The following is an 18,035-nucleotide window of genomic DNA, read 5'->3' as shown; positions in this document are numbered from 1 at the left end:
CTTCATTTATTTTTAAAACTTGATTTTGAGTAATCTGCGCCGAGCCATTTTTGACTCAGCCTTTTTAACGTTCCGTCTTTCTCCAGCTTTTTAATGGCTTGATCCGTATCATCAGCTAAGGTTTGACTGCCTTTATTGAACATGAAATATACCTCAGTATCCAATAACACATCACCGACTGTCCTTTGACGGAAAGCGTGCGTTTTATTTTGAAAGTCGACCGCAAACGGTGTGGATATGGTTGCGTCGGCACGGCCGGTTTCAATTTGATTGGCCGTGTCATTGCTTCCCTGCCCGGCGTATTTCAGATGAATCGGATTGCGGTGAGCTTTGTTGTACGTCGTGATATAATCCGCTGCATTCGACGTGGCACCGACCATGACTGTTTTTCCGTGTAAATCTTTTAATGTATGAATCTTGTTATTATCCTCTCTCACGGTGATATACATCGGCGAATAGTTATACGGCACTTTATGATACAAAAAACGTTTTTCGCGCTCTTTGTTTTTGGCCATATTGTGGGCGATCACATCAATTTTTTTATTTCCAAGACTCGTCAGAAGATTTGAGAAATCCATCGTCTTAAATTCGAAGGTATATTGAGGCAATTGTTTATCGATGGCTTTCATCACTTCAATGTCGTACCCGGTCAAATCGCCTTTTTCATTTAAAAATGCAATATTCGGAAAATCTGTCCCAGTGCCGACAATAATCGTTTGAGCCTGACTATCCGTTTTCCCGTTTGTTTCCTGTCCGCATCCAGCCAGTAATCCAAACACCGACAGCAGAAAAGCTATTCTCATTCGCTTATTCATAGGCTGCCTCTCATTATGCCCAGCTGGGGGTGCCTAAAAGCGACGGCTCAAATCGTTCCGGAATCAGAACCTTATGCATCATGACACCTATATCCCCATCTTTCTCCTGCTCAAAATACACTTCATACCCCCTCCTTCTGTACATATCGACGAGCCAAGGATGCTTGCGCGCCGAGGTGCCGAGCGTCAGCGCCGGTGCCTTCAGCATATCCCGCAGCACTTTTTCCTCAACATACGTCAGCAGCTTACTGCCGACGCCTTTCCCTTTATATTCCGGCAGCGTTGCAAACCACCATACAAATGGATATTTTGAAGGGGGCGATTCATTCTCCCATGGAAACCGGATGGTAATCGTTGAGATGAGCTTGCCGTCCCGCTCCAGCACAACTGCTGAATGATTTTTGATATTTTCTGACACCATATGTATGTCAGCTCTTGTGGAAGGCCAATCAATATCCAGCTGCCGAATTGGTTGAAAGGCGCTGTTAACCAGTTTTAAAAACTCCGGTGCATCTTCAACAGTTGCCAATCGAAAAATATCCTCACTCATTTTGAGCACTCTCCTCCACAAAATATACAATTCCTATTTGTTTACTAAGCTTTTATTGTTTATACTATAAAGCATACTTTCATGTTTGACTAATCAAAAAAAATAATCCTTGAGTTCAGAAAATGTAATGATGAAAAGACAGGGGGGAGAAGCACATTGGAGTTTCGCTCAATTAAAACGTTTCATACGATTGTTACATTCGGAAGCTTCTATAAGGCTGCGGAAATATTAAACTATTCACAGCCGACAATATCGATGCGCATGAAGCAATTAGAGCAGGATTTAGGCGTGCAATTGTTTGAACGGGGAAAACACCTGCAGCTGACAAAAGCCGGAAGACTCTTTTTCGAAAAAACAGGGGATCTTTTAACTCAATACGAGGCGCTTACGCACACTCTTTCCGACTTAAAGGAAGGGGATGCCGGCATTATCAATGTAGGCATTTCAGAGCCGACTGCAAGCTTCATATTTCCTGATATTCTGAAGGATTTCTTAAATGATTATCCAAAGATAACGGTTAATGTAAACGTAGATGACGCCAATACCTGCAGCCAAAAGCTTTTAGACGGCACTATTGATTTTGCAGTCTGCGGCGAACCGGAACTGATTCTTGAAAATTATTACAAACCGTTTTTTTATGACACTTTAAATTTAATTGTATCTGATCGTCATCGGCTCGCTGAGAAAAAAGCTGTTCATTTATCTGATTTAGAAGGCGAATGTTTTATATTTACGCCTGCCAATTGCCCCATTCGTATTCAAATTGAACAGCACTTGCATAAGGCATTTAGTAATCATTACAAGAAAATGGAGCTCACAAGCAGCATGGCACATGAATATTACGTGCGAGAAAACATTGGTATTTCAATCTTCACCAGTACGGCACATTCTAAACCGCTGAAAGGCACAAAAGTCATCCCCATTATCAATCTAGACATATCACCGCCTATAGGGCTTTTGACAAACAGAAAAGAAAAACATTTTGACAGCGCGACAAAGGACTTAATTGATCGAATTAACAACTGCTTCCATCAGCGCAGCCAAGAGCTGAAAGCTGCGGTCAGTTCCGAATTATAAATGGCAAAAATGACAACGGTCATTCCGCACGAAAAATAAAAAGCATCTCCTGATTTTCAGGAGATGCTTTCAGCGTTTAAAGCTCAATCGATTCACCGACGGCCATGACTTTTCCGACTCCGCCCGGCAGGCTGTCTGCAAATGCTTCCGGGTCTTGCTCGATGACCGGGAATGTATTGTAATGAACCGGTACAACTTGTTTTGCCCGCAGCCATTCTGCAGCTAGTTTGGCGTCTTCAGGCCCCATCGTAAAGTTGTCGCCGATCGGCAGGAAGGCAAGATCAATATGGTTCAGCTCCCCGATCAGCTTCATGTCAGAGAAAAGAGCCGTATCGCCGGCGTGGAAGATCGTTTTGCCTTCGACAGTCAGCAGAATACCGGATGGCATGCCTGTGTAGGTGATCGTTTTATTTTCTTCGTCAGTGATGGCAGATCCATGAAAGGCCTGTGTAAGCTTCACTTTCCCAAAATCAAACTGATGGGAGCCGCCGATGTGCATAGGGTGAACATTTAACCCTTTCCATCCCAAATATACAGCAAGCTCATTCGGTGCCACAACCAGCGCGTTATTTTGCTTTGCGATTTGCTCAGTGTCGCCCACGTGGTCATTGTGGCCGTGAGTCAATAAGATAGCGTCCGCTTTTGCATCCTCCGGCTTCAAGTCGGTTAACGAATTTCCTGTCAAAAACGGGTCAAATAAAATATGGTGGTCATTCGTTTCTACTGCAACTACAGAATGTCCGTGATACGTTACTTTCATTTCCTTCACCTCGTCACTTTGTTTTTTATGTTTTCATTTTCCCTTTTTAAGATGCTGAAAAACTTATGTGGATTGATTCTTGTTAATCACATTGAGGCCCCCGGTTGCTTCAATTACAGTTCCTGTCACCAGGTCTGAGTTCTCTTCGCACAAAAAGGCAATGATTCTGGCGATATCTTCACCGGTGCCGGATCTTCCTATCGGCGTTTTTTCTTTGCCGATACGCTGTCTGGCTTCCTCAATTGACGCTTCCTTCATGTCGCCGACAATGTCGCCCGGGCAAACCATATTAGCGGTTATGCCCGATTCAGCTTCTTCTATCGCAATTGTTTTTGTTAAAGAAGCCAATCCCACTTTTGCGGCGCCGAAAGCGGAGCGGTGAAGCCAGCCGGGTGCGTGTGCCGCGCCTTGAAATCCGTACGTGATGATACGCCCGAATTGCTGTTTTCTCATGACCGGAATAACTGCTTTGAATAAGTGAAAGACGGCGCTTAAATTCCCTTCCAGCATACCGTACCATTCGTCATCGGTATAATCAGCTAACTTTTTTCGTTCAAATATGTATGGCCCCGCGTTGTTAATCAAAAAGTCGATTCTCCCGAAGCGGTCCAAGGCAGCGTCTGCGATGCGCAGCAAATCTTCTTTTTTGGTGACATCACCTTTTACAAATTGCAGCCGGTCAAGGTAATCAGGACAGGCTTCCTTCAGGCGGTTTACTGCCTCTTCATCCTGCCTGTAATTCACTGTTACTGAATACCCCTTTGCAAGCAATGTTTCAGTCACTTTGCGGCCTAATCCCTTCGAACCGGCAGTAATTAAAGCATGTCGCACATGAATACCTCCCAAAGCAACGTCGCCGCTTTTCAATAAAGTGTTTCTTCTTCTACTTTACTATAAAAGGCCGGCAATATCACTTTTTACACTTTGCCATACAAAAAAAGCTGCCTATAATAGACAGCCTATTCCGCAGAAGATGAAGGCTCTTGATCCGGGATATCCACATAACCGCTTTGATATGCTTCGGAAATGAGCCTTGTTGTCTCCTGGCTTTCTTGTTCATCATAAATATAGCGTTCCGGTTCTTTTTTCATCCTTCTGCCTCCCATCATTATAGGGGTAGGTTGGCTATAATGACGAGATTTTATGAAGGAAATTTTAACAAACTCCGGCAGCCACGCAAGCTTTCGCCTTTACGAGCGCCTCCTCAACCTGTTTGAAGCCCGTGCCTCCTGCGCTCATTCTTTTTTCGACCGCATGATAAGGATCCAAAACAGTGTAAATATCTTCTTCGAAGAGATCGCTCGCCTTCTGAAAATCGTCAAACGGCATGTCGCTTAAATAGATTCCTTTTTCGATGCATGTGTACACAAGCTTTCCGACCGCTTCGTGCGCTTCTCTGAATGGCATTCCTTTTTTCGCTAAATAATCAGCCAGCTCCGTCGCATTTGAAAAGTCTTGTTTTGTCGCTTGCTTCATGATGTCTTTGTTCACAGTCATTGTTTGAATCATGCCTGTGAAGATTTGCAGGCTGCCTTCGACCGTTTTCACCGTGTCAAACATGCCTTCTTTGTCTTCCTGCAGGTCTTTGTTATAAGCGAGCGGAAGGCCTTTCATGATCGTAAACAGCCCCATCATGTCACCGTACACGCGTCCTGTTTTGCCGCGGATCAGCTCAGCCATATCCGGGTTTTTCTTCTGCGGCATCATGCTGCTTCCCGTTGCATACGTATCGTCTAGCTCAATGAATTTAAACTCCTGCGAGCACCACAGAATGATTTCTTCAGAGAAACGGGAAAGGTGCATCATCAGCATGCTGCTGTTGCTTAAAAATTCCAAAATGAAATCTCTGTCGCTGACGCCGTCGAGGCTGTTTTCATAAATGGAATCAAAGCCGAGCAGCTCTGCTGAATACTCACGATCGATCGGGAAGGTGGTACCCGCGAGCGCTCCGCAGCCGAGCGGAGATTTGTTGATCCGCTTCATTGAATCCTGAAAACGTTCCTTGTCGCGCTCCAGCATCCAGAAATACGCAAGCAGATGGTGAGCGAATGAAATCGGCTGGGCGCGCTGAAGATGAGTGTAGCCCGGCAGAATGGTTTCAACATTTGCTTCTGCCTTATCAATGAGCGCGCCTTGGAATGCCTCTATCAGCTCGATAATGTGAGTGACATGGTTTTTCAGGTACAAATGCATGTCAGTTGCCACCTGGTCATTCCGGCTTCTTCCGGTATGCAGCTTGCCGCCGAGAGGGCCGATTTCGTCAATGAGCATTTTCTCAATGTTCAAATGAATATCTTCATAATCAACTGAGAACTCTAATGCCCCGTCTTCTGCTTTTTGCAAAAGGGCATTCAGTCCCTCACGGATTTTCAGCTCTTCTTCTTCTGTCAGGATACCGCATTTTTTCAGCATGGCAGCATGTGCGAGAGACCCTGTAATGTCTTCGGTCACTAAATGTTGGTCAAATGATATGGACGCGCCGAATTCGTCGACCCATTTTTCCGGTGTTTTTTGGAATCGGCCTCCCCAAAGCTTCTTCATGCTTTAACCTGCTCCTTCTTTTTCACGATGCTGTTCACTTTTGTCGGAAGTCCCCAAAGCTCGATAAATCCGATTGCCGCATGGTGATCAAACGCATCGTCTTTTGTATATGTTGCAAGCTTTTCATCATATAGAGAGTATTCTGATTTACGCCCCTCTACAATCGCATGGCCTTTAAACAGCTTCACGCGAACGATGCCTGTAACGTGTTTTTGCGTTTCTTTTAAGAAAGCGTGCAGCGCGTCTTTTAAAGGTGAGAACCATAAGCCGTTGTAAATGATTTCTGACAGCTTTTGTTCGATGGCCGGTTTAAAGTGCGCGACCTCTTTCACTAATGTCAAATCTTCCAGTTCTTTGTGTGCTTTGATAAGCGTCATCGCACCCGGGCATTCGTATACTTCACGGGATTTAATGCCGACAAGGCGGTTTTCTACGTGGTCGATACGTCCGACACCATGCGCGCCTGCAATTTCGTTCAGTTTTAAAATTAATTCAGAAAGTGAGTAAGAGACGCCGTCGATGGATACAGGCACGCCTTGTTCAAATGCGATTTCTATCACTTCCGGTGTATCCGGTGTTTTTTCCAGCGGCGCTGTAAGGTCGTATGCTCCTTCTGGCGGAGCAGCCCACGGATCTTCTAAAATGCCGCACTCATTTGCGCGTCCCCAAAGGTTTTGATCAATGGAATATGGGCTGTCAAGATTAATCGGAATCGGAATGCCGCGGCTTGCCGCATATTCAATTTCTTCTTCACGAGACCATTGCCATTCCCGAACCGGAGCGATGACTTCAAGGTCAGGATTCAATGATTTAATTGATACCTCAAAACGCACCTGGTCATTTCCTTTCCCTGTACATCCGTGCGCAATTGCCTGCGCCTCTTCTTTTTCTGCGATCTCGACTAATTTTTTTGCAATAAGCGGCCGAGACAATGCGGACACGAGCGGATATTTCCCTTCATACATCGTGTGAGCCTGCAAAGATAACAGCGCGTAATCCTGGGCGAATTCTTCTTTTGCATCGATCACGTAAGAATTTGTTGCGCCGACTTCAAGCGCTTTTTGCTGAACAAACGCCAAGTCCTTGCCTTCGCCGACATCCAGACAGCAGGCGATGACATTATACCCTTGCTCTTGAAGCCATTTTATCGCGACGGAAGTATCGAGACCCCCTGAGTATGCTAATACGACTTTTTTCTGTTCTGCCATGATAAAAATCTCCTCTCAACCCTGTTTCTTTTGTATAAAAATAAATTATATTTAATAAAAATACATTTTGTATGTATACACTTTAACAAGTAAGTTCCTTTTTTTCAAGCCTTTTATTAAAAAAACTTCACCCATTTTTCCAGGTGAAGTTTCGTAGTATTTATTCATTTACTTGTCTTTTCTGATTTCTCTGACCACATGGGCGATCTCCGGAATAATCAGCTTATTCATCGCCAGCTTTACCGCACCGCTGGAGCCTGGCGTTGAAAAAATGGCTGTGTGTTGGATAACGCCGGCTGTGGCTCTCGACATGATCGCACTGGAGCCGATGTCTTCTGTATAACTGAGCATCCTGAATATTTCTCCAAAGCCGGGCAGCTCTTTAGAAAACAACGGCGTAATGGCTTCAATGGTGACGTCCCTCTTTGCAATACCCGTCCCGCCGTTTAAGAGGACCGCGTCCGTCTGATCATCCATGCATCCCGCTAAGACAGACCGCTGCAGGGCATCCTTTTCGTCTTTCACAATTTCATATGCAGCAATCTGATGGCCGGCTTCTTCTAAAGATGAGATCATCAGCCTGCCGCTTTTATCCGTTTCTTCCGTTCTCGTATCACTGACAGTAATCACTTTGCACCGGACAATATCGGGTGCTTCTTGTTTATGCTCTTGAACGCTCATTGGCTCACCTCTTTGTATTTTTGTCTACCTTTATCATGCTTCAACAAAAAAGCACATTCAAGAGAATGTGCTTTTTGCATTATTTAGCTAAACGAACAACGTCTCGTGCAATCATGACTTCCTCATCAGTCGGAATGATCATAACTTTTACTGGAGAATGAGGATAGCTGATGAACGCTTCCTCACCGCGTACGTTATTAAGCGCAGGATCCCAGTATACGCCCATAAATTCCAGACCGCGAAGAACGCGTTCTCTGACTTCTACGCTGTTTTCACCGATACCGGCAGTAAAGATAATCGCATCCACACCGCTCATTCTGGCAGCGTAAGAACCGATGTATTTGTGGATGCGGCTCGCGAAGACTTCAAGCGCAGTTTCCGCGCGCTCATTTCCTTGTTTCGTTGCTTCAACGATGTCACGAAGATCGCTTGAGAAACCGGAGATGCCAAGCAGTCCGCTTTTTTTGTTTAATGTATTCAGTACTTCGTCAGCTGTCTGGCCTGTTTTCTCCATAATGTATGGGATAAGGGCAGGGTCGATGTTTCCAGAGCGTGTACCCATTGCAACACCGGCAAGCGGCGTGAAGCCCATAGATGTATCAATTGATTTTCCGCCTTCAACAGCTGCAATACTTGCGCCATTGCCAAGGTGGCAGGAAATCAGGCGTAAATCTTTTAACGGACGGCCGAGAAGCTCTGCCGCACGCTCAGTCACATATTTATGAGAAGTGCCGTGGAAGCCGTATTTACGGATACCGAATTTTTCATAGTATTCGTATGGCAGGCTGTACAGGTAAGACTGCTCAGGCATTGTCTGATGGAATGCCGTATCAAAAACAGCAACCGCAGGAACATTTGGAAGCACTTCTTTGAAGGCTTTAATTCCGACGATATTTGCCGGGTTGTGCAGCGGCGCCAATTCAGAAATATCTTCGATCTCCTGAATTGTTTCGTCCGTTAATAAAACGGAATCGCTGAATTTTTCTCCGCCGTGTACCACACGGTGTCCAATTCCGTCAATTTCATTTAAATCTTTGATAATGCCGAATTCTGTCAGCTTATTAAGCAGCATTTTAACCGCTACCGCATGATCAGGTATATCAGTTACTTCTGTATTTTTTTCGCCGTTTACAGAAATCGTGAACACACTGTCGGCGATACCGATTCGTTCAACTAAGCCCTTCGTTAAAACGGTTTCTGAAGGCATTTCGAAAAGCTGAAATTTCAAAGACGAGCTTCCTGCGTTAATTGCAATAATTTTGGACATGATTGACGCTCCTTTTTACTCTGTATCAACATCTTCGTTTTTCGTACTTTTTTCCCGGGTGAATCATCATTTTCTCCCGAAAAATATCTGACTTTTCCATTTAAACATTGTCATGTCGGCTTTTCAAGTCAACTTGTGTATTGATAACGCTTACAAAAAGAAGTCGTTATTTTCAGACACATTGCCTATCCGCTTAACATTGATTAACGCTTACATCATGCAGTTTCTCCTTTCGTATTTTGTGTTTTGAAACCCTATTCAATTCGTTTATCTGCCCTCTGATGTTCAAACAAAAAAACAGCTTAAGCTTCCTCATATGACGGACGCTCAAACTGTTTTTTCATTTTCTATTTTTCCTTAGTAAACCACGCATCTATTTGCGCCATCATGTCGAGCATCGCCTTCTGGTTGGAGAAAGACGGCAGATTCGCAAGCAGAATTTGGTTCGGCGCTTTCGTCTCTTCATCTGTTTTCTGAAGCACAAGGATACTTTTGGCATGGGCTTCGTCTTTAAAAATTGATTTCGGCAGCTGCAATAGTGCATTGATATGAACCTTGTCCTTGAAAAACTGCTTCAGCTTGTCGCTTTGAGAGCTTTCAAACAAATGATTCGGGATCATAAAGAACAGGTATCCGCCCGGTTTCGTATGCTTGACGCTTTGCTCAATAAACAAATGATGGGCGAAGGAATGGCCTTCATCCGCTTTCAGTTCAAAGGCATTTGCCCCTTCGTCATTCGGATAATAGCCAACCGGCAGATCGCATATCACTGTGTCAACCGGATCGATAAACAGCGGCTCGAGGCTGTCCTGGTGGAACAGTTCCAGCTCTTTTTTCAGAAGGTTCGCCTGGTCATAGGCGATTTTCAAGAGCACGTCATCTATCTCTATGCCATAGCTTTTCACCGTATTTTCAGACAGCTGGTTTAACACGGTGAACAGAAGATTTCCCGTTCCGACAGCCGGATCAAGAAGCGTTAACTCCTTTTTTCCTGCCATAAACTTATTTACCAGATAACTGATAAAAAGCCCGATTGTGTCCGGTGTCATTTGTCTGTTTGGATGGGATATATCCTTTAATCCCTTTAGGACGGCAAGCTGGAATGCTTTGCGCACCCACTCGTGCTCATATGTGTCAAATTCGGCTTTTTCAAGCAGTGCTTGAAGCTTTGCAGCCTTCTCATTCGGCAGCTTCAGCTGATCTGTTTTTTCAAGAAAATACATTTCTCCCGCTTCGGCAAGCGCTTCTATATATGAAATCTGCAATTCATTTTTTATGATGATCGCGGCATCATCCAGCAGCCCGTATACCGCACCTACATGATCGTTTTGCATAATGTGTTCCTCCTTGCCATGAAAAAAGCTCCGGCGGCAGCCTGGAGCTTTTTTCACCTGCTTACTTCAATAATGCCTTGGCAGCCTCAATCGGCTCTTCATAATTCGGGTGGTTCGTTGCTTCGCTTACATATTCAGCGTAAACGACTTTTCCGTTCTCATCAAGCACAAATACGGAACGCGCAAGCAGACGAAGTTCTTTTATGTATACACCGAACGCTTCGCCAAATGACATGTCTTTGTGGTCTGACAGAGTTTCTACTTTGTCAATTCCGTTTGCTCCGCACCAGCGCGCCTGTGCAAATGGAAGGTCCGCACTGATTGTGTAAATGTTGACATCTCCAAGCTTTGCAGCCTCTTCATTAAAGCGGCGGGTTTGTGCATCGCAAACGCCTGTGTCAATTGAAGGGATAACAGAAATAATCGTTACTTTTCCTTTCATGTCAGCTAACGATTTTTCTTCAAGGCTGTTTGTCAGCACTGTGAAATCAGGAGCTTGATCCCCTACTTTCACTTCTTGTCCGACAAGCGTAACAGGACCGCCTTTGAATGTAATTTCAGCCATTATAATTCCTCCCTTTCGTATGTATGTCTCTATCATAGTAAAGTTTCTTGCAAACTGCAAAGTTTATGCCAAAAAAAAGTTAACTGCGGCCGCCGCAGTTAACCCTTCTTTAATAATTCATATTGTTCATTTGGTTTTGATTTTGGCCTTGGTTTTGATTCTTGTTATTTTTCTTAAACATTTGCTGTATGCGTTCCAGTGTTTGAGGGGCTGCGTCTAGAATTTTCTCAATCAAATGTGTATTTTCATCTAAATGAAGCATTCTGATGCCAGTCGAACCGACAATTAAAAACGCGATCGGCGTAATGGACACACCGCCTCCGCTTCCGCCTCCGAAGGGCAGTTTTTGTTCTCTTGTTTCATCGTCTTCCGATTTTTTCTCAGCCGGCTTGCCGCCAAACTCGCTGCCGCCTGCGGCGAATCCGAATCCGACTTTAGAAACGGTTAAAATCACGCTTCCATCCGGTGTTTCAACCGGATCCCCGATGATTGTGTTAACATCAATCATTTCCTTCAAGTTTTCCATTGCGGTTTTCATTAAACCTTGGATGGGATGGTCTGCCATATACGCTTCCTCCTTAAACTGATGAATCATTCTTTGAAGTCATTCGAGCCGACGGATTTTTCTTTAATACAGAAAGCTCCCGTCCGTATTTGACGAATTTGAAAGCTGCAAGCATAGCATGTCCAAAGCGAAAAAAGAATATACACTGAAAATGGGTCTTGGAAACAGGGACTTGAAACGATGGAATCACTTCATAAACAGGCTTGTTCACAAAGTCTAAATGGTCATGAAGCATAGCTGCGATACCGCCTTTGACTCCCCATACGGCACCCGTTAACACACCTGTCACTGCTGCGTCATGAACCCCGACAACTGTGATCCATTCGAGTTTTGTGATATGCAAATGCGCTATAAAAGAGGCGCTGATTTTCCTTAACTTAGTGACATGATGCAGAAGCATTTCAATTTTATTGATGCTTTGCTGCACATCATCAAACGTAATTTTTTTCTTGCTGCTGCTTTTTTTCACTTTCGTTTTTGTGTTCTGTCTGATATCGACTGTTCCATCATCTTTGTTCACCTTAATCGCCGGAATTGTTTTTTTAATCCGAACCAGGCCAAACAGCGTTGTAATTTTCAAAGTTATTTTGTCATTATCCTCAGCATGAAGATACTCCGCGCCAACATGAATTTTCATTCTGAGAAGCAGCACGATACCTATAAGAATAAGAATGGCTGACAGCACATATACCATATTCTTCACTTCCTCTAGGAAGCATTATCGCCCATTCAGCAAAAAATAAACCCGGACGGGGTCCGGGTTTAGCTGTTATTTACGATATAATTTTTCGTGCACCACAGTTGTATCAGCAATGTAATCATGAATCCCCTGTTTTTTAGGAGAAAAAGCGACGATGATATATAAAATCCAAATTTTATCAATATACCGCCCGACCACTTCACGGAAAATCACAGTGCTCCATGTCAGCTTATAGCCCTGCTTGACAGAAATTACTTTAAGGCCGAACACCATTTTTCCGAGCGTTTGTCTGAAGTATTTGGTCATCAGCGCAAAGTATGCCAGATAAACGAAAAGCGTTGTGATGCTGTACGCTGAGATGGTGAACATGCCGGATATTTTCGGCAGATCCAATAAAGTAAAGATGGGAGAAACGATTAAATGGTTTACCCCCCACACAACGAGCCAATCAAGCAGGAAAGCCCAAAAACGGACCCAAAAGCCCGCATATGCGTGTGTGAGCTGTTCCGCTTGATCCGGGCCTGCGATGTCGCTGCGCTCTAACTCTTCATATGTCGCATCCATTATTGATCCCTCCTACTTCGCATAGAGATACATCATTCTCGGCGAACCGGATTGTGAAAGAACTTCTCTCATATTCAGAAAATCAATTTCACTTTTAAACATTTTGTTCGCTCCCATAGTAAACAGAGAGCCTAATCCGAAGCTTTCCTCGTAAGAGACGACAGAAGCGTTTTTCAAGTTTTTATGATCCTTTTTCATGGCCGCAATTGTATCATCATAAAATCCGAGTTCATCCACAAGATTCAGTTTTTTCGCCTGCCGCCCGTCATACACGCGTCCGTCCGCGATTTTCTTTACTTCCGCTTTCGATATGCCGCGGCCTTCCGAAATGACATCGACAAAGCCTTCATAGGAGTTATCAACCATAGATTGCATGATATTTTTTTCTTCTTTTGTCATCTCACGGGAAGGAGACATAATGTCCTTGTGAGCTCCGCTTTTAATGGTCTCAAAAGAGATGCCGAGCTTATCAGCCAGCTTTGAATAATTCACGCTCTCCATGATAACCCCAAGAGATCCTGTCAGGGTTTCCGGTGTCGCAAAAATTTTATCGGCAGCTGTTGAGATATAATAACCTCCGGAAGCTGCCATCGATCCCATTGACACATAGATTGGTTTTTTTGTTTCTTTTTTTACCTCTTCCAGTTTTTTATGTATTTCGGCACTTTCATACACTCCGCCTCCCGGAGAGTTTACCTTGAGTACGATCCCTTTTACCGCATCATCCTCTTTTGCCTGCTCAAGATTTTTTAAGAATGTTCGGTGGTTATACCCGTCTGAACCGAGCAGACTGCTTGAATCACCATTATCCTGAATGGTGCCGCTGACCTCCAAAACGGCGATTTTGCTGGAAAGGCTTCCGTTTTCAAGCGTCACTTCCTGAGATTCATCTGTCAGTGACGTAAGGTCTGTTTGGGCACCCTTGACACTTTCAAAGAAACTCATTGAGATACTGACGATGATGGACACGCCAAAAATTCCAAGGGCGATCACTAATGCGATCCATCTTTTTGCATTCATTTTTTCTCCTCCTTTTTCCCAAACTCTCTCATTATACGATTCAAATGAAAAAATGTTTCATTGATGAGAAAGCTCCGGCTTAACGGGCTGCCGGCAAACGTGGTACACTTATGACCAAAGGTATTTTATCACAAATACTGGATGGCAGAAAAACTTAAATATGACAGCAAAGGGGAAATGGGATATGACCGATCATCGCCGTAATGTTTATTTTTTTCACAAACAGGACCAGAAAACAAACAAACAAGTCAGCTCCTTAACACAATTGGCTGAAGAGAACGGATTTACTGTTGTCAATCAGCCTTCTGACGCCAATATTATTGCCAGTGTAGGCGGAGACGGTACATTTTTGCAGGCGGTCAGAAAGACGAATTTCCGTGACGACTGCTTATACGTCGGCATCACCAAAAAGGGGAAAGCTCATTTATACTGTGATTTTAATAGTGATGAGCATGAAAAAATGGTGGATGCGATGACGTTTGAACAAATTGAGGTCAGAAAATATCCGCTGATTGAAGTGACAGTGGATCAGACCAGTCCTTTTCATTGTTTAAACGAAGTTTCCATTCGTTCGAGCATAATTAAAACCTTTGTGATGGATGTGCTGATTGACGATCTGCACTTCGAAACGTTCAGAGGAGACGGGATGATTATTTCCACGCCTACAGGCAGCACAGCTTATAATAAGTCTGTGGCCGGAGCTGTCGTTGATCCGCTGCTTCCCTGCATGCAGGTGACGGAGCTTGCTTCGCTTAACAATAATACCTACCGCACGCTAGGCTCTCCGTTTGTCCTCAGCTCTGAACGAAAGCTGACGCTTCGTGTGGTGCAAGCCGGAAATGAACACCCGATTATCGGTTTGGACAATGAAGCACTCAGCACAAGAAACGTGAAAACGATTGAAATCAAGCTGTCTGATAAAAAAATAAAAACCGTGAAACTAAAGGACAATTCATTTTGGGAGAAAGTAAAACGGACATTTTTATAGAAAAAGAAAAGGACAGGCTATTCGCCTGTCCTTTTTACTGTTGATTCTCATATACAATCTGACCGTTGATAACGGTTTTTTCTATCTTTAAAAGATGAAGCTGTTTCGGGTCAATTGTAAACGGATTCTCACTGAGAACGGTAAAATCCGCGTCATACCCTTCGGCTATTTTCCCCCGTGTCTGCTCTTTGTAAATGATCTCAGCACTTCCTGCTGTATAAAGCCTGATAGCTTCATATACTGTTAAACACTCGCTTTCGTTATAGCTCGGACCGTTCTGTTCGCGGCTGCTTGTCCGGAGCACCGCAGACTGAATGCCGAGAAGCGGCTCAACAGGCTCAATCGGAGCATCAGAACCCCCTGCACATAAAATGCCTTTAGAGATCAGTGTTTTCCAAGCAAAAGCTGTTTTCATACGGTCTTCTCCAAGACGGTCAATCACCCACGGAAAATCACTGGCGACAAAATGAGGCTGAAGATCAAGAGCAATCGGCATGCGTGCTGCTTTTTCAATCAGTTCATCATTCAGCACCTGAGCATGGATCAGACGATCATGCCGGCCGCTTTTTGGCGGATGCTGCTCGACAGCCTGCAGCACCTTTTCAAAGGCAAGGTCGCCAATGGCATGGACGGCAACCTCCATTCCTTTCTCTCTCGCTTTTTGAACGAGGCGGCTGAGTGTTTCATCATCATGGACTTGAACACCGTTTGTGGAAGGATCGTCATGATACGGTTCTTTTAACAAAGCTGTTCTCCCGCCAAGCGCTCCATCAGAAAATAGTTTCATCGCACCGAATTCAACGTACGGGCCAGACGGCTTCTTCATTTGCTCCCACCGATCAACCGCTTCATGATGAACGAGCAAATGACAGCGAAACGGATACTTTCCGCTTGCCGCAGCCGTCTCATAAGCTTTCATCGGAACGGACACATCGCCGTAATAAGACAAATCTTCCGAATGGCCGCCTGTCAGGCCTTTTGTCCAGCAATCCTGAATGCCCGCTGTAAGCGCCTGATCAACATAGTGCTGAGATACAGGCGGAACGGCTTGCAGGACCAGATCCTGCGCCTTATCAAACAGAAGCCCCGTCGGCTCACCGTCTGCATCTCTGCCAATGACTCCGCCATCGGGATCAGGAGTGGCTTTTGAAATTCCTGCGGCTTGCAGCGCCGCAGAATTGACCGCTATTGCATGCCTGCATACCCGCTTGAGCAGGACGGGCCTGTCCGGGAATAAAGGATCAAGGTCATGCTTCGTCAAATAAGCCGGCTTCTGGAATTGATTTTCATTCCAGCCCTCTCCAATGAGCCAATCGTCTTCAGACAGGCTCTCTTCTCTTGCCTTCGCAGCCTGCAGCACAGCTTCTTTAGATGTAAACGAAGACAGATCAAGCTGGAGCTGTTTTTCTCCGTGCCCGATCAGATGCAAATGGCTGTCCACAAATCCTGGAAACATGACTGCTCCGTTCAAACTGATGTCTTTTGTTTCCGGTGAACTGTATTTCTTCTTCAGACTCTCATAGCTGCCGGTGCCTTTTATGACACCATCCTCAACATAAACAGCCTCCGTTTGGTGGCCTTCTTCGAGCATCGTATAAATGAAACCGCCGTGCCATATCGCCTTCATTCACGTTCACTCTCTTTCTTTACGTCTCTTTATTGGCTTTGAGCTGTTCTTCACGTTTTCTTAATTCCACTCGTCTGATTTTTGCAGAAGCCGTTTTCGGCAGGCTTTCGACAAATTCAATCTCTCTTGGATATTTGTATGGAGCCGTAATGGTCTTCACATGATTTTGCAGAACTTTGACGAGCTCATCACTGCGTTTTTCGTGATCTTGCAGGACAACGTATGCTTTAACGATGGAGCCTCTTATTTCATCAGGGCTTGCGACGACAGCACATTCTTTGACTTCAGGGTGCTTCACGAGCGCATCTTCCACTTCGAATGGCCCGATCGTGTAGCCGGAGCTGATAATGATATCGTCATTCCGGCTTTCAAACCAGAAGTAACCATCCTCATCTTTTCTTGCTCTGTCTCCTGTTAGGAAATAATCGCCGCGAATTTGTGTTTTCATTCTGTCCGGATCTTTAAAATATTCTTTAAAGAGCGCCGGGGTGCTGAGGTGAACAGCGATATCACCAACCTCACCAGTTTTGCAGATTTCACCGTCTTCATTGATGATCTCCACCTGATTTCCCGGTGTCGGTTTTCCCATGCTTCCCGGTTTAATGTCCATATCCTTTAAGACACCGACTAAAAGCGTGCTTTCTGTTTGGCCGTATCCGTCTCTGACCTTGACGCCGAAATGCTTTTGGAACACGTCAATCACTTCGCGGTTGAGCGGCTCACCGGCTGAAACAGCGCTGTGCAGGGCTGAAAGATCGTAGCTATCTAAGCCTTCGACCTTTGCCATTAAACGGTATTCCGTCGGCGTACAGCAGAAAACATTGATTTTGTAGCGGTTTAAAAGCTCTAAATATTTTTCAGCTTTGAATCTGCCTTGATACACAAAACCTGTTGCTCCGCTTCCGAGTACCGCCAATAGCGGACTCCATACCCATTTTTGCCAGCCTGGCGCAGCAGTCGCCCATACGGTATCCTGTTCAGAAATATCAAGCCATGCACCGGCAGATGTTTTTAAATGAGCAAATGCCCATCCATGTGTATGTACAACACCTTTCGGCTGTCCCGTTGTTCCGGAAGTATAAGACAAGAACGCCATGTCTTCTCTTGTTGTATCAGCAGTTTGAAAACGGCTTCCATCCGCATCAATCGTTAATAGATTTTTCCATCCGGCATCATTTTCACCAATAGAAAGTTTAATCAGGCGGTCTGCAGTACTGACATCACGGAAAGCGCCAATAAAAGCAGAATAAACAATGGCGCCTTTCACTTCGGCATGTTCAATCCGGTATTCAAGATCTTTCGCACGAAGCATTTCAGAACAAGGAATAACGACCATTCCCGATTTCAGGATAGCCAGATAAACGGCATAGGCTTCGAGCACACGCGGCACCATTACAATCAGTTTATCTCCCTTTTTAAATCCAAGATCAGCCAGAGCCGCACCGATTTTATTTGTTTCTTCCATAAGCTTTTCATACGACCATGATTTTTGTTTGCCCGATTCATCCTCCCATAATAGGGCGGTTTTTTGTCCAGTTGCACTGAACTTTTCGATTTCATTAACTAAATTGTATTCCATTGGGGCAATTAAATCTTCTCGTTTCAACACGAACAACTCCTCACTTTCTCCACCCATTATACATAAATACATGCCGTTTCCGTAAGGATATGCCTAAAAACAAGCTCCATAAACATCGGTTTTTATAGGCCGCTGGTCCTTTTTTATAAAAAAACGAAAAAGAGTGGGGAAAAACCCCACTCCTAAGCCATTAT

19 protein-coding genes are annotated in these 18,035 nt (G+C 44.6%); 2 read left to right on the top strand and 17 right to left on the bottom strand.

All coding sequences use genetic code 11. From position 1 onward, the window contains the following. Positions 1 to 2: 2 nt before the first annotated feature. Together ACQVGS_RS06470 and ACQVGS_RS06465 are read right to left on the bottom strand one after the other, a co-directional pair. Positions 3 to 815, bottom strand: coding sequence for an amino acid ABC transporter substrate-binding protein (locus tag ACQVGS_RS06470; RefSeq protein ID WP_316961089.1), 813 nt, complete (start codon positions 813 to 815; stop codon positions 3 to 5). A 13-nt stretch (positions 816 to 828) separates the two neighbouring features. Beyond that, positions 829 to 1,365, bottom strand: coding sequence for a GNAT family N-acetyltransferase (locus tag ACQVGS_RS06465; RefSeq protein WP_106020258.1), 537 nt, complete (start codon positions 1,363 to 1,365; stop codon positions 829 to 831). Positions 1,366 to 1,521: 156 nt separating this feature from the next. On the opposite strand from ACQVGS_RS06465, the gene ACQVGS_RS06460 reads away from it, so the two are divergent. Further along, entirely contained in the window at positions 1,522 to 2,442 is a 921-nt protein-coding gene (locus ACQVGS_RS06460; RefSeq protein ID WP_106022162.1) for a LysR family transcriptional regulator, read from the top strand. 76 nt (positions 2,443 to 2,518) lie between these two features. Here ACQVGS_RS06460 and ACQVGS_RS06455 read toward each other — a convergent pair whose 3' ends face one another. The 13 genes from ACQVGS_RS06455 to sppA form a co-directional block, all read right to left on the bottom strand. Then, the gene (locus ACQVGS_RS06455; RefSeq protein WP_024122482.1) at positions 2,519 to 3,202 is read right to left on the bottom strand and encodes a metal-dependent hydrolase; all 684 of its coding nucleotides are present in this window, start codon (positions 3,200 to 3,202) and stop codon (positions 2,519 to 2,521) included. A gap of 63 nt (positions 3,203 to 3,265) precedes the next feature. Further along, positions 3,266 to 4,033, bottom strand: a complete 768-nt coding sequence (locus ACQVGS_RS06450; RefSeq protein ID WP_059335663.1) for an SDR family oxidoreductase — start codon at positions 4,031 to 4,033, stop codon at positions 3,266 to 3,268. A gap of 128 nt (positions 4,034 to 4,161) precedes the next feature. Next, positions 4,162 to 4,293 carry a hypothetical protein gene (locus tag ACQVGS_RS06445; RefSeq protein WP_010335290.1) on the bottom strand — a complete coding sequence of 44 codons (132 nt, stop codon included), beginning with the start codon at positions 4,291 to 4,293 and terminating at the stop codon, positions 4,162 to 4,164. A gap of 64 nt (positions 4,294 to 4,357) precedes the next feature. After that, entirely contained in the window at positions 4,358 to 5,743 is a 1,386-nt protein-coding gene (gene argH, locus ACQVGS_RS06440) for an argininosuccinate lyase (protein WP_106020260.1), read from the bottom strand. Beyond that, positions 5,740 to 6,951, bottom strand: coding sequence for an argininosuccinate synthase (locus tag ACQVGS_RS06435; protein ID WP_127696646.1), 1,212 nt, complete (start codon positions 6,949 to 6,951; stop codon positions 5,740 to 5,742). Before ACQVGS_RS06435 ends, argH begins: the two co-directional genes overlap by 4 nt. Before the next feature lie 168 nt (positions 6,952 to 7,119). Further along, positions 7,120 to 7,632: a MogA/MoaB family molybdenum cofactor biosynthesis protein gene (locus tag ACQVGS_RS06430; protein WP_106020261.1), complete on the bottom strand. Its 513-nt coding sequence runs from the start codon at positions 7,630 to 7,632 to the stop codon at positions 7,120 to 7,122. Positions 7,633 to 7,711: 79 nt separating this feature from the next. Next, on the bottom strand, positions 7,712 to 8,899 hold the full coding sequence (locus tag ACQVGS_RS06425) for an acetate kinase (RefSeq protein WP_024122488.1): 1,188 nt from the start codon (positions 8,897 to 8,899) through the stop codon (positions 7,712 to 7,714). Positions 8,900 to 9,246: 347 nt separating this feature from the next. Beyond that, positions 9,247 to 10,233, bottom strand: a complete 987-nt coding sequence (locus ACQVGS_RS06420; RefSeq protein WP_106020262.1) for a class I SAM-dependent methyltransferase — start codon at positions 10,231 to 10,233, stop codon at positions 9,247 to 9,249. Between the two features lie 61 nt (positions 10,234 to 10,294). Next, positions 10,295 to 10,798, bottom strand: coding sequence for a thiol peroxidase (gene tpx, locus ACQVGS_RS06415; protein ID WP_024122490.1), 504 nt, complete (start codon positions 10,796 to 10,798; stop codon positions 10,295 to 10,297). A gap of 109 nt (positions 10,799 to 10,907) precedes the next feature. Next, positions 10,908 to 11,363: a GerW family sporulation protein gene (ytfJ, locus tag ACQVGS_RS06410; RefSeq protein WP_024122491.1), complete on the bottom strand. Its 456-nt coding sequence runs from the start codon at positions 11,361 to 11,363 to the stop codon at positions 10,908 to 10,910. 13 nt (positions 11,364 to 11,376) lie between these two features. Then, entirely contained in the window at positions 11,377 to 12,057 is a 681-nt protein-coding gene (locus ACQVGS_RS06405; RefSeq protein WP_106020263.1) for a DUF2953 domain-containing protein, read from the bottom strand. Positions 12,058 to 12,132: 75 nt separating this feature from the next. Next, entirely contained in the window at positions 12,133 to 12,627 is a 495-nt protein-coding gene (locus ACQVGS_RS06400; protein ID WP_188323213.1) for an RDD family protein, read from the bottom strand. A 12-nt stretch (positions 12,628 to 12,639) separates the two neighbouring features. Beyond that, the gene (gene sppA, locus ACQVGS_RS06395) at positions 12,640 to 13,647 is read right to left on the bottom strand and encodes a signal peptide peptidase SppA (RefSeq protein ID WP_044153849.1); all 1,008 of its coding nucleotides are present in this window, start codon (positions 13,645 to 13,647) and stop codon (positions 12,640 to 12,642) included. Between the two features lie 184 nt (positions 13,648 to 13,831). Here sppA and ACQVGS_RS06390 point away from each other — a divergent pair, with 184 nt between their 5' ends. Continuing rightward, the gene (locus ACQVGS_RS06390) at positions 13,832 to 14,635 is read left to right on the top strand and encodes an NAD kinase (protein WP_316961091.1); all 804 of its coding nucleotides are present in this window, start codon (positions 13,832 to 13,834) and stop codon (positions 14,633 to 14,635) included. A 34-nt stretch (positions 14,636 to 14,669) separates the two neighbouring features. On the opposite strand, the gene ACQVGS_RS06385 is transcribed toward ACQVGS_RS06390, so the two are convergent. Next, entirely contained in the window at positions 14,670 to 16,262 is a 1,593-nt protein-coding gene (locus tag ACQVGS_RS06385; protein ID WP_316961092.1) for an amidohydrolase, read from the bottom strand. A gap of 19 nt (positions 16,263 to 16,281) precedes the next feature. Further along, positions 16,282 to 17,871 (bottom strand): acyl-CoA synthetase MbcS, encoded by a 1,590-nt coding sequence (gene mbcS / locus ACQVGS_RS06380; RefSeq protein ID WP_106020266.1) that lies wholly within the window; start codon positions 17,869 to 17,871, stop codon positions 16,282 to 16,284. Between the last annotated feature and the right edge of the window lie 164 nt (positions 17,872 to 18,035).

The organism is Bacillus sp. SD127 (genome assembly GCF_058566445.1).
This window is presented reverse-complemented; position numbering and strand designations above follow the sequence as displayed.